At 66.4% G+C, this 14833-nt stretch carries 10 protein-coding genes; 7 read left to right on the top strand and 3 right to left on the bottom strand.

Features of this window, described 5'->3' with window-relative positions:
* Both GGC64_RS16130 and GGC64_RS16125 read left to right on the top strand, forming a co-directional pair.
* Positions 1–2007, top strand: coding sequence for a cytochrome c oxidase assembly protein (locus GGC64_RS16130; RefSeq protein ID WP_192723487.1), 2007 nt, complete (start codon positions 1–3; stop codon positions 2005–2007).
* Positions 2004–2738 carry a class I SAM-dependent methyltransferase gene (locus GGC64_RS16125; protein WP_192723486.1) on the top strand — a complete coding sequence of 245 codons (735 nt, stop codon included), beginning with the start codon at positions 2004–2006 and terminating at the stop codon, positions 2736–2738. Before GGC64_RS16130 ends, GGC64_RS16125 begins: the two co-directional genes overlap by 4 nt.
* Here the strand turns inward: GGC64_RS16125 and atzF are convergent.
* Entirely contained in the window at positions 2735–4345 is a 1611-nt protein-coding gene (gene atzF / locus GGC64_RS16120; protein WP_192723485.1) for an allophanate hydrolase, read from the bottom strand. The two genes, GGC64_RS16125 and atzF, sit on opposite strands and share 4 nt — an antisense overlap.
* A 149-nt stretch (positions 4346–4494) precedes the next feature.
* On the opposite strand from atzF, the gene GGC64_RS16115 reads away from it, so the two are divergent.
* From GGC64_RS16115 to GGC64_RS16095, 5 genes are all read left to right on the top strand, one after another.
* Entirely contained in the window at positions 4495–4965 is a 471-nt protein-coding gene (locus GGC64_RS16115; protein ID WP_192723484.1) for a single-stranded DNA-binding protein, read from the top strand.
* Positions 4966–5029: 64 nt separating this feature from the next.
* Positions 5030–6706, top strand: coding sequence for an energy-dependent translational throttle protein EttA (gene ettA, locus GGC64_RS16110; RefSeq protein WP_192723483.1), 1677 nt, complete (start codon positions 5030–5032; stop codon positions 6704–6706).
* 49 nt (positions 6707–6755) lie between these two features.
* Positions 6756–11603 (top strand): NAD-glutamate dehydrogenase, encoded by a 4848-nt coding sequence (locus GGC64_RS16105; RefSeq protein ID WP_192723482.1) that lies wholly within the window; start codon positions 6756–6758, stop codon positions 11601–11603.
* A 44-nt stretch (positions 11604–11647) separates the two neighbouring features.
* Positions 11648–12010, top strand: a complete 363-nt coding sequence (locus tag GGC64_RS16100) for a thioesterase family protein (RefSeq protein WP_225952003.1) — start codon at positions 11648–11650, stop codon at positions 12008–12010.
* Positions 12007–12681, top strand: a complete 675-nt coding sequence (locus GGC64_RS16095; protein WP_192723480.1) for a hypothetical protein — start codon at positions 12007–12009, stop codon at positions 12679–12681. The genes GGC64_RS16100 and GGC64_RS16095 overlap by 4 nt, the downstream gene beginning before the upstream one ends.
* A 76-nt stretch (positions 12682–12757) precedes the next feature.
* Here GGC64_RS16095 and GGC64_RS16090 read toward each other — a convergent pair whose 3' ends face one another.
* Both GGC64_RS16090 and GGC64_RS16085 read right to left on the bottom strand, forming a co-directional pair.
* Positions 12758–14332, bottom strand: a complete 1575-nt coding sequence (locus tag GGC64_RS16090) for an alpha-amylase family glycosyl hydrolase (protein ID WP_192723479.1) — start codon at positions 14330–14332, stop codon at positions 12758–12760.
* Positions 14332–14736, bottom strand: a complete 405-nt coding sequence (locus GGC64_RS16085; protein ID WP_192723478.1) for a globin — start codon at positions 14734–14736, stop codon at positions 14332–14334. The genes GGC64_RS16090 and GGC64_RS16085 overlap by 1 nt, the downstream gene beginning before the upstream one ends.
* Positions 14737–14833: the final 97 nt, after the last annotated feature.

The following is a 14833-nucleotide window of genomic DNA, read 5'->3' as shown; positions in this document are numbered from 1 at the left end:
ATGACCACCACGGCGCCCCCGACTGTGCGCAACAGTGCTGTGTGGCCGGTGCTGCTTGGTGTCGCCGCGCTGGCAGGTGTCGTGGCCGCAGGCATCGGCGCGCTGTCGCTGGCCGACGCACTGACCGCCACGGGGCTGCCCAACCCGGGGCCTGCGACCACATACGGCTTGCCGTTCCTACGGGCCGCGGGGGAGATCGCCGCGGTGGTGGCGGCGGGGTCGTTCCTGTTCGCGGCGTTTCTGGTGCCGCCGCAGTCCAACGGCGTGCTCGACGCGGCCGGCTACCGCGCGCTGCGGCTCGGGACGGCGGCGTCGGCGGTGTGGACGGTGTGTGCCGCGCTGCTGGTGCCGCTCACTGTGTCGGACGTCTCGGGCCACCCGTTGCGCGAGAACCTCAACCCGCTCGACATCTGGTCGGCGGCGAGCGTCGTCGACACCGCGACAGCCTGGCGCTGGACTGCCTTCATCGCCGCGGCCGTGACGCTGGCCAGCCTGCCGGTGCTGCGGTGGGGCTGGACGCCGGTGCTGCTGGCGGGTGCGGTGGCCAGCCTCGTGCCGCTGGGGCTGACGGGTCACTCGTCGGCCGGCGGTGCGCACGATCTGGCGACCAACAGCCTGCTGATCCACCTGATCGCGGGCGCGCTGTGGGCGGGCGGACTGTTCGCACTGCTGGCTCACGTGTTGCGGTCCGGGCAGTATGCGGGCCTCGCGGCCCGACGGTTTTCCGCGCTGGCCCTGTGGTGTTATGTGGCGATGGCCGCCAGCGGCGTCGTCAACGCACTGGTGCGGATCCAGCTGTCGGACCTGTTCCGCAGTGAGTACGGCTGGTTGGTGATCGGCAAGGTCATTGCGCTTGGCGTACTCGGCCTCATCGGATGGCGTCAGCGACGCAGCGGGCTCGTCGCGCTGGCGGCCGATCCGGAGGCGCGCGGGCCACTGTTGCGGCTGACGCTGGTCGAGGCGGCCGTCTTCGCAGCGACATTCGGCATCGCGGTCGGGTTGGGTCGCACACCGCCGCCGCCGCTGCTGACGGAGCCGAGTCCCGTCGAGGTGGCGATCGGCTACGGCTTCGACGGACCGCCGACAGTCGCGCGCGTGCTGTTCGACTGGCGGTTCGACCTGATCTTCGGCACAGCGGCGATCGTCATGACTGGGCTGTACGTGTTCGGGGTGCGCCGCTTGCGCCGTCGCGGCGACGCGTGGCCGGTGGGCCGCACGGCGGCGTGGCTATGTGGTTGCGCGGCACTGTTGTTCGCGACGTCGTCAGGTCTGGGTCGCTATATGCCTGCGATGTTTTCGATGCACATGGTGGCGCACATGTTGCTGTCCATGTTGGTGCCGATCCTGTTGGTGTTGGGTGCGCCTGTGACGCTGGCGCTACGGGCGTTGCCGACCGCGGGGCGGGCCGAGCCGCCAGGACCGCGGGAATGGCTGCTGGCGGCGCTGCATTCGCGGGTATCGCGGTTTCTCACCCATCCGATCGTGGCCACCGTGGTGTTCGTCGCGGGCTTCTACGGCCTGTATTTCGGCGGGCTTTTCGACGCCGCGGTGAGCAACCATGCCGCGCACCTGCTGATGAACGTGCACTTCCTGCTCAGCGGTTATCTCTTTTACTGGGTGGTGATCGGCGTCGATCCGACACCTCGGCCGATACCGCAACTGGGCAAGGTCGCGATGGTGTTCGCGTCGCTGCCACTGCACGCGTTCTTCGGTGTCGTGCTGATGGGCATGCAGACGGTTCTGGGGTTGACGTTCTACCGGTCGCTGGCGCTCAGCTGGCACACCGACTTACTCGGCGACCAGCGGCTGGGCGGTGGAATTGCCTGGGCAGCAGGCGAAGTCCCGCTCGTGGTGGTGATGATCGCGTTGCTGATCCAGTGGCGGCGCAGCGATCAGCGGGATGCGAAACGACTCGACAGGGCAGCCGACCGCGACGACGACGCGGATCTGAATGCGTACAACGCGATGCTTGCCGAGCTGGCCAAGCGGGACGCGCGTCCGTCGTGACCGCCGACGACGGATTCTTCGACGAGGAGGTCGCCGCTACATACGACGCCGCGACCTCTGGCATGCATGACCAGAGCGTGATCGACTGCGTCGTGGACGTTCTCGCCGACCTCGCCGGTGACGGCCGGGCGCTGGAGTTCGGTATCGGTACCGGCCGCATCGCCATTCCGCTGGCTCAGCGTGGCGTCGAGGTGCACGGCATCGACATGTCGAAAGCAATGGTCGCTCGACTGCGGGAGAAGCCGGGTGGAGCGGAGATCGGCGTGACAATCGGCGACTTCGCCGATGCGCGCGTGCCGGGATCGTTCACGCTGACTTACCTCGTGTTCAACACGATCGTCAACCTGACGACGCAAGACGCCCAGGTCGCGTGTTTCATCAACGCCGCCGAGCACCTGCAGCCCGGCGGGAGTTTCGTCATCGAGGTCAGTGTCCCTGCGCTACGGTCACTGCCGCCAGGTCAACGCGCCGTCCCGTTCGACGTCGGCGAGCAATGTTGGGCTTATGACCTATACGACTGCGCCACACAGGAGATGAGCTCCAACTACGTCGACGACATCGACGGCAGGGCGCGGCTGCGGTCGATCTCATTTCGCTACGTTTGGCCTGCCGAACTGGATCTCATGGCGCGCATCGCCGGATTGTCGCTCGTCGAGCGCTGGGAGGACTGGGACCACAGACCGTTCACCCACGAAAGCACGCGGCACGTCTCCGTGTGGCAGAAGCGCTAGACAGCGCCCGCCGCGATCGCCGTCGGCCAGCTGCCGTACTCGCTGATATCGCGCCCAGTCGCCGCGGCGCCGTCACAGCCGAACGCGGTTCGCCATGTGCCGTCGTCGAATTCGACCTTCCCGAGCTGCATGGGCGCAGGCAACGCCGCGAGGAACCGACCCAATGCCGCGGGCGACAACAGCCAGCGATGCCCAAGGAGCGCAGCACCGGATGCGCCGTCGGGAACCCGCGTCACCGCCGGCTTGGCAGGCACAGTCGGCAGCACTGACATCCGATACCGCGGCGCCGTCGTCAGTTCGCCGGCCCACCGCGCGCCGAGGTCCGTCAGCTGGTGCACCAGCGCTCCGCCTCGAAGGTGCGCGCCGAACACCACCAACTCGACAGAGTCCGCAGCGCTCAGCGGCCAAACATCCACTGGTGCTTCGTCTTCCGACGCCAACGCAGCGATATCCAGTGCCACCGCGTCCTCGAATGCCCGCGCCAGCACGGTCACACCGAACTGTGCCTGCCCCGCTGTACCTGCAGGCACGGCCACTGCGCACATGTCGAACAGATTGCAGAAGTTCGTGTAGGTGCCCATCGAGGAGTTGACGCCGACGGGGTCAGCGGCCACCTCGTCGATGCGTGGATGCATAGGCGCAGTGGGCACCATCAGCGCGTCGACACCGTCCAGTGCGGCCATCGCCACCGCGCGCAACCGGTCGACCTCGCGACGGTCGCGCACCAGTCGATGGGAGGGGATGTCGCGCGCCGCCGTGATGATGCGCCGCACCGTCGGATCCAACGCGGCCTCGGGCTGCGCATCGATGAATTCGCCTACAGCGGCATATCTTTCGCTGACCAACGCGCCGTCGTACAGCAGCTTGGCCGCCGCCAGGAACGGCGCGATGTCCACCGTGACGACGCGCGCGCCGGTTTCGGACAGCCTGCCGACGGCCGCATCGAACGCGGCACGCCACTCGGCGTCCAACTGGGGCAACTCGCCGGGGACCGCGACGACAGGATTCGGCGGCGCCGCCAACCGCACGTCGGCGGGCCACGGCCGGCCGGCAGCAGCTGCCATCACACCCATCGCACGGTTCGCCAAAGCGAGATCTGCAGCGAAAATCGTTACGCAGTCATAGGATTCGCACGCCGGCACGACGCCATCGGTGGAGACCACTCCCAGGGTGGGTTTGATTCCGACGATGCCCTGCAACCCGGCGGGCACGCGGCCAGAGCCCGCGGTGTCGGTGCCGATCGCGATGTCGGCCTCGCCGGTAGCGACCGCGACGGCCGATCCCGAACTGGAACCGCCGCTGATGTAGTCGGGTCGGCGGCTGTCGGGCACCGCGCCATACGGCGAACGGGTGCCGACCAGACCGGTGGCGAACTGGTCGAGATTCGTCTTGCCGACGACCACCGCACCCGCGGCCCGCAGCGCCGCGACCGCAGCCGCATCGCGTTCGGGTTGAAACGCGAACTCCGGGCAGGCGGCGGTCGTGGGCAGCCCGGCGGCGTCGACGTTGTCCTTGACTGCGAGCCGTACTCCCGCCAGCGGGCCTTGGCTTCGTGCGAGCTCGGCCGCCACCTCCGCCTCGGGTCTACGCGTGATCCACACCGTCATGCCGATCAACCTAGGGCCGATTCATCCACAGCGCGCGACTCATCCACAGGGCCACCGACTCAGGAACTCGGTCGGACCCTGCTGTCGGACTTGGGAGGGGAAATGGGGGTGCGACGCGCGTCGCACCCAGATGAATGAGAGGAATAGCAATGTTCGAGACACCCATCACCGTCGTCGGCAACATCGTCACCAAACCGGACCGCAGGCGAGTCGGCGAGCAGGAGCTCATCAAGTTCCGGGTGGCCAGCAACTCGCGGCGCCGCAGCGCCGACGGTAACTGGGAGCCGGGGAACTCCTTCTTCGTGACGGTGAACTGCTGGGGAAAGCTGGTCACCGGTGTCGGGGCGGCCCTCGGGAAGGGCGACCCGGTCGTCGTTGTTGGCTATGTGTACACCAGCGAGTACGACGACAAAGAAGGCAACCGTCGCTCGTCGGTGGAAGTGCGGGCCACCTCGGTGGGTCCCGATCTGGCACGGTGCGTCGCTCGCATCGAAAGCCGCAGACAATCCAGCGCCACCAGCGACGACGCGGCCGAGCCGGCTGTCGCCGACGCCGACGAGCCGATCGATGATCCCGAAGTCTCGGCCGTTGACGGCAAGGCGCTGCCTCTGTCGGCTTAGCAGGTTCGGCCACGCCTAGGATGGGCCCGGGTAATCGCGAATTACGAAAGGCAACACAACGGCAATGGCCGAATTCATCTATTCGATGCGGAAGGTCCGCAAGGCGCACGGCGACAAGGTGATCCTTGACGACGTCAGTCTGAACTTCCTTCCAGGGGCGAAGATCGGTGTCGTCGGCCCGAACGGGGCCGGCAAGTCGAGCGTCTTGCGGATCATGGCCGGGCTGGACACTCCCAACAACGGCGACGCGCTGCTGGCGCCGGGCGCAACGGTCGGCATCCTGCAGCAGGAGCCGCCGCTCAACGAGGAGAAGACCGTGCGCGGCAACGTCGAGGAGGGCCTCGGCGACATCAAGGTCAAGCTCGACCGCTTCAACGAGGTGGCCGAGCTGATGGCAACCGACTACTCCGACGAGCTGATGGAGGAGATGGGCCGGCTGCAGGAGGACCTGGATCACGCTGACGCGTGGGACCTCGACTCCCAGCTGGAGCAGGCGATGGATGCCCTGCGCTGTCCGCCGCCCGACGAGCCTGTCACCAACCTGTCCGGTGGCGAACGCCGCCGCGTCGCGCTCTGCAAGCTGCTGCTGTCCAAGCCCGACCTGCTGCTGCTCGACGAGCCGACCAACCACCTGGACGCGGAGAGTGTGCAGTGGCTCGAGCAGCACCTGGCCGAGTACAAGGGCGCGATCCTGGCCGTGACACACGACCGGTACTTCCTGGACAACGTCGCCGAATGGATCCTCGAACTCGACCGGGGACGTGCCTACCCGTACGAGGGCAATTACTCGACGTATCTGGAGAAGAAGGCCGAGCGCATCGCGGTGCAGGGGCGCAAGGACGCCAAACTGCAGAAGCGGCTGAAGGACGAACTGGCGTGGGTCCGCTCCGGCGTCAAGGCACGGCAGGCCAAGAGCAAGGCGCGCCTGTCGCGGTATGAGGAGATGGCCGCAGAGGCCGAGAAGACCCGGAAGTTGGACTTCGAGGAGATCCAGATTCCGACCGGTCCGCGGCTGGGCAATGTCGTGGTCGAGGTCGAGCATCTCGACAAGGGCTTCGAGGGCAGGCAACTGATCAAGGACTTGTCCTTCACGCTGCCGCGCAACGGCATCGTCGGCGTCATCGGCCCGAACGGTGTCGGTAAGACGACACTGTTCAAGACCATCGTCGGCCTTGAGCAGCCAGACAGCGGCACCGTTCGAATCGGCGACACCGTGAAGCTGTCCTACGTCGATCAGAGCAGGGCCGGCATCGATCCGAAGAAGACCGTCTGGGAGGTCGTCTCCGACAAGCTCGACTACATCGAGGTCGGTCAGAACGAAATCCCGTCGCGCGCCTACGTGTCGGCCTTCGGCTTCAAAGGACCCGACCAGCAGAAGCCGGCGGGCGTGCTGTCCGGCGGTGAACGCAACCGGCTGAACCTGGCGCTCACCCTCAAAGAGGGCGGCAACCTGATCCTGCTCGACGAGCCCACCAACGACCTCGACGTCGAAACACTGAGTTCGTTGGAGAACGCGCTGGAGAACTTCCCCGGCTGCGCGGTCGTGATTTCTCACGACCGGTGGTTCCTCGACCGCACCTGCACGCACATCCTGGCGTGGGAGGGCGACGACGACAACGAGGCCAAGTGGTTCTGGTTCGAGGGCAACTTCGCCGCGTACGAGGAAAACAAGGTGGAACGACTTGGTATCGATGCGGCCCGTCCGCACAGGGTGACCCACCGCCGGCTCACGCGCGACTAGTGTCGTTTTGCGTACCAGCGTCGGTATGCGGATGTAACTAGGAGCGGCGATGACGGTCAATCCGGGGACTGGCACAGGCGTCGGCGGATCGACCGCGCCGCCGCTGAGCCAGGACAACATCACCCGGCTCGCGCGGGCCTACATGGCTACCTACCGCGGGCCGCACGGTGACGCACCGGGTGCCGATTCCGCGGTCACCGCGCCTGTCGACCGCAGTGCGGTGAAGATGCTGCTTTCACCGCCTCTGATCGAGGCGCACTACCGACTCGGTTCGCACCGCGCGTTCGGCGACACCCGGGTCGCGGTCTACACCGAGGACGACCCTGGCGGGTTCGGCCCCGCGCTGCAGATCGTCACGGACAACGCGTCGATGCTGATGGACTCCGTCACCGTGCTGCTGCATCGGCTCGGGGTGGCCTACAAGGCCATCATGAATCCGGTGCTGCGCGCGCGTCGGGGGCCGAACGGCGATCTGCTGGCCCTCGAGCCGGCATCGGGTGCCCCGTTCGGCGACGGAATCGACGAGACGTGGATCCACGTCCAGCTGGCCGAATCGTGTGACCCCAAGGCGGTCGCCGAGGTCAAGCGGCTGCTGCCGAGCGTGCTGGCCGACGCCCGTCAGGTGGCGCTGGACTCGACGTCGATGGCGGCGATGCTGGTCAGCCTGGCAGCCGAACTGGACTCCGACTACCAGGGCCGATTCCCGGGCTCCGACCGCAAGGACGTCGCGGCGCTGCTGCGGTGGCTGGCCGACGGTCACTTCGTGCTGCTTGGCTACCAGCGCTGCCAGGTCAGCAATGGTCAGGCCGCGGTCGATCCGGCCAGTCGTCTAGGTGTGCTTCGGTTGCGCACCGACGTGCTCCCGCAACTCAGTTCGAGCGACGATCTGCTGGTGTTGGCGCAGGCCACCATGCAGAGTTTCCTGCGCTACGGTGCCTACCCCTACATCGTCGTGGTCCGCGAGAACGCACCCGCAGGCGCAATCGAACACCGGTTCGTCGGGCTGTTCACCGTCGCCGCGATGAACGCCAATGTGCTTGAAATACCGCTGATTTCACGGCGAGTCAACGACGCGCTGGCAATGGCGCACCGCGACCCCAGCCATCCCGGCCAGTTGCTGCTCGACATCATCCAGACCATCCCGCGTTCGGAACTCTTTGCGCTGTCCGCCAGGGAACTGCTCGACATGGCGATGGCGGTGGTCGATCTCGGGTCGCGGCGCCGCACCCTGCTGTTCCTACGTGCGGACCAACTCGCGCACTTTGTGTCGTGCCTGGTGTATCTGCCGCGCGACCGATACACCACCGCCGTGCGGCTGACGATGCAGGACATCCTGGTCCGCGAACTCGGCGGCGTCAGCATCGACTACGCCGCGCGTGTCAGTGAATCTCCTTGGGCCGTCGTACATTTCACCGTTCGGCTGCCCGAAGGCCGTCGCCCGCAGGACATCGACGTCTCGCTCGACAACGAATCGCGAATCCAGGACCTGCTCACCGAGGCCGCCAGGACGTGGGGCGACCGGTTGATGGGCGCGGTGAAGGGCGGCTCGATCACGCAGGCCATGGCCGAGCACTACTCGGCGGCCTTCCCCGAGGTCTACAAGCAGGCCGTCGCGCCGCTCGACGCGATCAAGGACATCGCGATCATCGGAGGGCTGCAGGACAATTCGGTCAGGCTCGTGCTCGGCGACCGCGGTCAGGACGGCGTCGCACAGCTCACCTGGTACCTCGGCGGCCGGTCGGCGTCACTGAGCCACCTGCTGCCGATGCTGCAGTCGATGGGCGTCGTCGTCCTCGAGGAGCGACCCTTCACGGTGACGCGGCCCGACGGATTGCCCGTGTGGATCTACCAGTTCAAGATTTCACCGCACCCCGACATCCCGACGCCGCCTGCTGGTCCGGAGCGCGTTGCGATGGCCGACCGGTTCGCCGACGCGGTCAGCGCCATCTGGCACGGCCGCGCCGAGATCGACCGCTTCAACGAGCTGGTGCTGCGCGCGGGGTTGACCTGGCAGCAGGTGGCGGTGCTGCGCACCTATGCGAAATACCTGCGGCAGGCCGGTTTTCCGTACAGCCAGTCCCACATCGAGGGCGTGATCAACGGCAACGCGGGCACCGCGCGGTCGCTGGTCCAGCTGTTCGAGGCGCTGTTCGACCCGAAGCCGTCGGAGGAGACGCGGCGCCGCGACGCGCAGACGGCCGCAGCCGCTGTGGCAGCCGACATCGACGCACTGGTCAGCCTCGACACCGACCGCGTGCTGCGCGCATTCGCGTCGATGATTCAAGCCACCCTGCGCACGAATTACTTTGTCAGCAGGCCGGATTCGGCCAGACAGCAGAACGTGCTCTCGGTAAAGCTGAACCCCGGCCTTATCGACGAGCTGCCGCTGCCGCGGCCGCGGTTCGAGATCTTCGTGTACTCCCCGCGGGTGGAGGGTGTGCACCTGCGATTCGGCTTTGTGGCCCGCGGCGGACTGCGGTGGTCGGATCGTAAGGAGGACTTCCGCACCGAGATCCTCGGCCTCGTCAAGGCGCAGGCGGTGAAGAACGCCGTCATCGTGCCGGTCGGAGCCAAGGGCGGCTTTGTCGTGAAGAACCCGCCTCCTGCAGACGATCGGGACGCGTTCCGCAACGAGGGCGTGGCCTGTTACAAGCTGTTCATCGCCGGGCTGCTCGATCTGACCGACAACGTCGACAAAGCCACCGGCGATGTCGTCGTCCCCACCGATGTGGTGCGTCGCGACGGCGACGACGCTTACCTCGTGGTGGCCGCCGACAAGGGCACGGCCACGTTCTCCGACATCGCCAACGAGGTCGCCGCGTCGTACGGCTTCTGGCTCGGCGACGCATTCGCGTCCGGCGGTTCGGTCGGCTACGACCACAAGGCGATGGGCATCACCGCCAAGGGCGCGTGGGAGGCGGTCAAGCGACACTTCCGGGAGATGGGCGTCGACACCCAAACCGAGGACTTCACCGTCGTCGGCATCGGGGACATGAGCGGCGACGTGTTCGGCAACGGCATGCTGCTGTCCAAGCACATCCGGCTGCTGGCCGCGTTCGATCACCGGCACATCTTCCTCGACCCCAATCCCGACAGCGCGTCGTCATGGGATGAGCGCAAGCGCCTCTTCGACCTGCCCAGGTCCTCGTGGCAGGACTACAACCCGTCGCTGATCAGCGAAGGCGGCGGTGTCTACAGCCGCGAGCAGAAGTCCATCCCGATCAGCCCGCAAGTCAGGGCCGCGCTCGGCATCGCCGACGGCATCGAGGAACTGACACCGCCCGCGCTGATGAAGACGATCCTGAAGGCGTCGGCCGACCTGCTGTTCAACGGCGGCATCGGCACCTACATCAAAGCCGAGACGGAGTCTGACGCCGACGTCGGCGACCGCGCCAACGATCCGGTGCGGGTCAACGGAAGCCAGGTGCGCGCCAAGGTGATTGGCGAGGGCGGCAACTTGGGTGTGACCTCGCGCGGGCGCATCGAGTTCTGCCTGGCCGGCGGCCGCTGCAACACGGACGCGCTGGACAACTCGGCCGGCGTCGACTGCTCCGACCACGAGGTCAACATCAAGATCCTCGTCGACTCGTTGGTGACTGCGGGCGAGGTGCGCGCCGAGGACCGCACCCAATTGCTGGTGTCGATGACGGACGAAGTGGGCCGGCTTGTCCTGACAGACAACGAGGACCAGAACGATCTGATGGGCACCAGCCGCGCCAACGCGGCCAGCCTGCTGTCGGTGCACGCCCGGATGATCAAGGACTTCGTCGCCGAACACGGCCTCAACCGGGAGCTCGAGGCGCTGCCGTCGGAAAAGGAGATCGCCCGCCGCACCGAAGCCGGAATCGGCCTGACCTCACCAGAACTCGCGACGCTGATGGCTCACGTCAAGCTGGCGCTGAAGGACGAGCTCCTCAAGAGCGACCTGCCTGATCAGGAGGTGTTCGCGTCCCGGCTGCCGAGGTACTTTCCGTCCAACCTGCGCGACAAGTTCGCCAGTGAAATCAGGCAACATCAGCTGCGCCGGGAGATCGTCACCACGATGCTGGTCAACGATCTCGTCGACACCAGCGGAATCAGCTACGCCTACCGGATTTCCGAGGACGTCGGCGTCGGGCCGGTCGACGCGGTGCGGTCCTATGTGGCCACGAATGCGATCTTCCAGGTCGGTGAGGTGTGGCGGCAGATCCGCGCTGCCGGTGAAAGCGGAGTGTCGGTCGCCGTCACCGACCGGATGACGTTGGATCTGCGTCGGCTCATCGACCGCGCGGGCCGCTGGCTGCTCAACTACCGGCCCCAGCCGCTGGCGGTTGGTGCCGAGATCAACCGGTTCGCCGAGAAAGTCCGTGCGCTGACACCGCAGATGTCGGAGTGGCTGCGCGGCGACGACAAGATCATCTGCGAAAAGGAAGCGCGCGAGTTCAACGAGCAGGGTGTGTCGGCCGACCTGGCGTACATGGTGTCGACGGGGCTGTACCAGTACAGCCTGCTCGACGTGATCGACATCGCCGACATCGTCGACCGCGATCCGGCAGAGGTCGCCGACACCTATTTCGCGCTGATGGAGCGTCTCGGCACCGACGGCCTGCTGACCGCGGTCTCCCGGCTGGTGCGCGACGATCGCTGGCATTCGTTGGCTCGCTTGGCGATTCGTGACGACATCTACGGCTCGATCAGGGCACTGTGCTTCGATGTGCTGGCAGTGGGTGAGCCGGGGGAGACCGGCGAGGAGAAGATCGTCGAGTGGGAGGCCACCAACAGCAACCGGGTCAGCCGCGCTCAGCGCACGCTGACCGAGATCTACGAAAGCGGCGAACTCGATTTGGCGACGCTTTCGGTGGCTGCGCGCCAGCTGCGCAGCATGACAAGGACGAGTGGAACAGGACGGGCTGGGTGAATGGTTTTGTAGCGCCGGTGCATGTGCGGTGGTCGGACATCGACATGTATCAGCACATCAACCACGCCACGATGGTCACCATCCTCGAAGAGGCCCGAATTCCTTTTCTGCGTGAGCCGTTCGAGGCTGTGATCGAGGAAATCGGGCTGCTGATTCACGAGGTCAAGATCCTGTACAAGGGTCAGCTTCGGCTCAGGGATTCGCCGCTGCAAGTGACGATGTTTTCGAAGCGGGTGCGCGCCGTGGACTTCACGATCGGCTACGAGGTGCGCTCGGTTCGGAAGGGCGCAGACTCCAAACCCGCGGTGATCGCCGAGACCCAGCTGGCCGCCGTGCACATCAAAGAGCAACGACTGGAACGGCTTTCGCCCGTGCAGCGCGAGTATCTACAGCGCTATCTTCGATGAGCTCACCCGAACGCGGAATCTGGCTCGACGATGCCACACACCGCGAGGATTTGCAGACGTTCACCGAACGGGCGTTGCGCCTCGACGATGCCGCCGTGATCCGGTTGCGGGAGCGGGCAGGGGGCCTGGTGGTCGCTTGGGTGGCAACGGGTTTCGACGTGTTGGCCAGCCGTGTCGTGCATGGGCGGCTCAAGCCGAACGACCTGAGCGCCGGGGCCGACGCGCTGGCCAGCGGTTTGACGGCGATGGAACGCGACGGTTACGTCGATCCCGGGTTTCCGATGGATTCAGCGTGGCGTGGTGTGCTCCCGCCAGAGACCGGCTTCGTCCATCTCGACGACGTGCCGGCGCGCGTGGTGCTTGACCTCGCGCAGCGAGGCGTCGCCTTGGCGAAGGAACACTCGAGCTCGCACGGACCCCCGGCGTCGCTGCTGGATCAGGAGGTGGTCGCGGTCAGTTCGGGCGACGAGAGCGTCGGAGTTCCGATGCGCTGCGTATTCGCCTTGACCGCAATGGGTTTCCTGCCACAGTCGGCAGAGCAACTCGATCCGGGTACCGTCGCCGCCGACGAGATCGTCCGGGTGCGCACGTTGCCGTCGTGGTTGCGCATCGACGCCCGCTTCGGATCGGTGTACCGCAGGCGCGGCGACCCCGCGTTGGTATTGCGCTGACTTCCCTGCCGCGAGCGTGCGTGTCTGCACGTCGACACGCCGCTAAACCCGTACATTTTGCGCACGCTCGCGTTAGTTAGACGAGCCAGGCGGCGGTGTTCGGCGGCAGCCCGTCAGTCAACGGGCCGCTGGCGAGCAGCAGTTTGCCAGCGGGCAGTGGAATCAACCGACGGCCGGTGTTGACGACGCAGACCAACCCGCCGCTGTTGCGGAAGGCCACACTGTCGGCGGGGGTGTCCAGCGACTCGACGGCCGTGCCGTTGAATTCGGCTCGGCTGCGGCGCAATTCGATCGCCCGCCGGAAGAACGACAGTGTCGAGCCCTCGTCGGGCAGCTGCTTCTCCACCGTCAACGCGGCCCATGCCGCCGGAAGGGGCAGCCACGTGTCGGCATTCGACGAGAAGCCGAACGGTGGCACCTCGCCGTCCCACGGCATCGGCACCCGCGAGGCGTCGCGGCCGCGACGAGTGTGTCCGGACCGCTCCCAGACCGGGTCTCGCAGCGCCCCGTCGGGCAGGTCGACGTTCGGCAGTCCGAGTTCCTCGCCGTTGTAGATGAACACCGCCCCCGGCAGCGCGAGCATCACCAGCGCCATCGCACGCGCGCGGGCCAAGCCGATCTCACCGTCGCCGTAGCGCGTCGGCTCGCGGTCGACATCGTGGTTGGCCAGCGTCCAGGTCGGCACCGCATCCGCCAAAGCCGCTGCGGCAAGCGAATTCTCGATCGCACTGCGGATATCGGCTGCCTCGTATTTTGCGCGCAACAGCCGGAAGTTGAAACCGAGATGCAACTCGTCCTCGCGTACATATCGGGAGAACTGCTCGTTGTCGTAGACCCACACCTCGCCGATCGCGACGGCGTCGGGATAGTCGTTGAACACCCGGCGGATCTGGCGGTGGATCTCGTGCACGCCGTCGTTGTTGAACCGCGGGTCGTCGTCCATGTCGGCCAGCAGCACCTCGGCCTTGATGACCTCCATGTCCGGTAGGCCCGGTGGCTTGGCCATGCCGTGTGCGACGTCGATGCGGAAACCGTCGATGCCGCGCTCCAGCCAGAACCGCAGCGTCTTCTCCAGGTCGTCGAACACCTCGGGGTTGTCCCAGTTCAAGTCCGGCTGCTCGGCGTCGAACAGATGCAGGTACCACTGGTCGGGATTACCGTCGGCTTCGACCACGCGCGTCCATGCCGGGCCGCCGAAAATCGACACCCAGTTGTTCGGCGGATGAACACCGCCGGACCCGGTGCCGTCGCGGAAGATGTAGCGCTCGCGTTGGTCGCTGCCCGGACTCGCGGCCAGCGCCGCCTGAAACCACGGATGCGCCGAACTGGTGTGGTTGGGCACCAGGTCCATCGTCACCTTGATGCCCAACCGGTGCGCGGCATCGGTCAACCGGTCCAGCGCATCGATGCCGCCGAACAGCGGGTCGACATCACGTGGGTCCGCGACGTCGTAGCCGTTGTCTGCCATCGGCGAGACCATCACCGGGTTGAGCCAGATCGCGTCGACGCCCAGCGCCTTGAGGTAGTCCAGCCTGGCTGTCACGCCGTCGAGGTCGCCGACGCCGTCCCCGTCGCTGTCCTGAAAGGACCGGGGATACACCTGATAGAACAGCGCGTGCGACCACCACGGCCTTGGGGACGGGTCAGTCATCAGAAGGGGGAGTTCACCATCGAATGCGCGGCCATTTCCAGGTAGCTGAGCAGTTCCTGTCGATGCTCGTCGTCGAGCGTCTGTGAATCGATCTCCGCAACGGCGGTGTGCATGCAGCGCAGCCACGCGTCGCGCTCAATGTAGCCGATCTTGAACGGGGCGTGCCGCATCCGCAGCCGGGGATGGCCGCGCTGATCCGAGTACGTCCGCGGGCCGCCCCAGTATTGCTCGAGAAACATCCGCAACCGCACCTCGGCGGCGTCGAGCTCGTCGGCGGGATACAGCGGAAGCAGGATCTCGTCCTCGCGGACCAGCTGATAGAACCGCGACACGAGCTTGTGGAAGGTGTCGTGGCCACCGACTTCGTCGTAGAACGAGCGCTGAGCCTGGGTCACGCGCTCCATTGTCCAGTTCCCAGGTTGCGGGCCGCCAACGGGTGAGGTCACCGACTGTTCACTGGAGCGACCAGCGAACACGGGCAGAATTGTCGTGCGATTGTCC

The sequence above is a fragment of the Mycobacterium sp. OAS707 genome (genome assembly GCF_014873705.1).
Classification (GTDB): Bacteria; Actinomycetota; Actinomycetes; order Mycobacteriales; family Mycobacteriaceae; genus Mycobacterium.
This window is presented reverse-complemented; position numbering and strand designations above follow the sequence as displayed.

Coding starts and splice junctions, on each gene's coding strand:
- GGC64_RS16130 (WP_192723487.1), top strand. CDS start 1: ATGACCACCACGGCGCCCCCGACTGTGCGCAACAGTGCTGTGTGGCCG.
- atzF (WP_192723485.1), bottom strand. CDS start 4,345: ATGACGGTGTGGATCACGCGTAGACCCGAGGCGGAGGTGGCGGCCGAG.
- GGC64_RS16115 (WP_192723484.1), top strand. CDS start 4,495: ATGTTCGAGACACCCATCACCGTCGTCGGCAACATCGTCACCAAACCG.
- ettA (WP_192723483.1), top strand. CDS start 5,030: ATGGCCGAATTCATCTATTCGATGCGGAAGGTCCGCAAGGCGCACGGC.
- GGC64_RS16105 (WP_192723482.1), top strand. CDS start 6,756: ATGACGGTCAATCCGGGGACTGGCACAGGCGTCGGCGGATCGACCGCG.
- GGC64_RS16100 (WP_225952003.1), top strand. CDS start 11,648: ATGTATCAGCACATCAACCACGCCACGATGGTCACCATCCTCGAAGAG.
- GGC64_RS16095 (WP_192723480.1), top strand. CDS start 12,007: ATGAGCTCACCCGAACGCGGAATCTGGCTCGACGATGCCACACACCGC.
- GGC64_RS16090 (WP_192723479.1), bottom strand. CDS start 14,332: ATGACTGACCCGTCCCCAAGGCCGTGGTGGTCGCACGCGCTGTTCTAT.
- GGC64_RS16085 (WP_192723478.1), bottom strand. CDS start 14,736: ATGGAGCGCGTGACCCAGGCTCAGCGCTCGTTCTACGACGAAGTCGGT.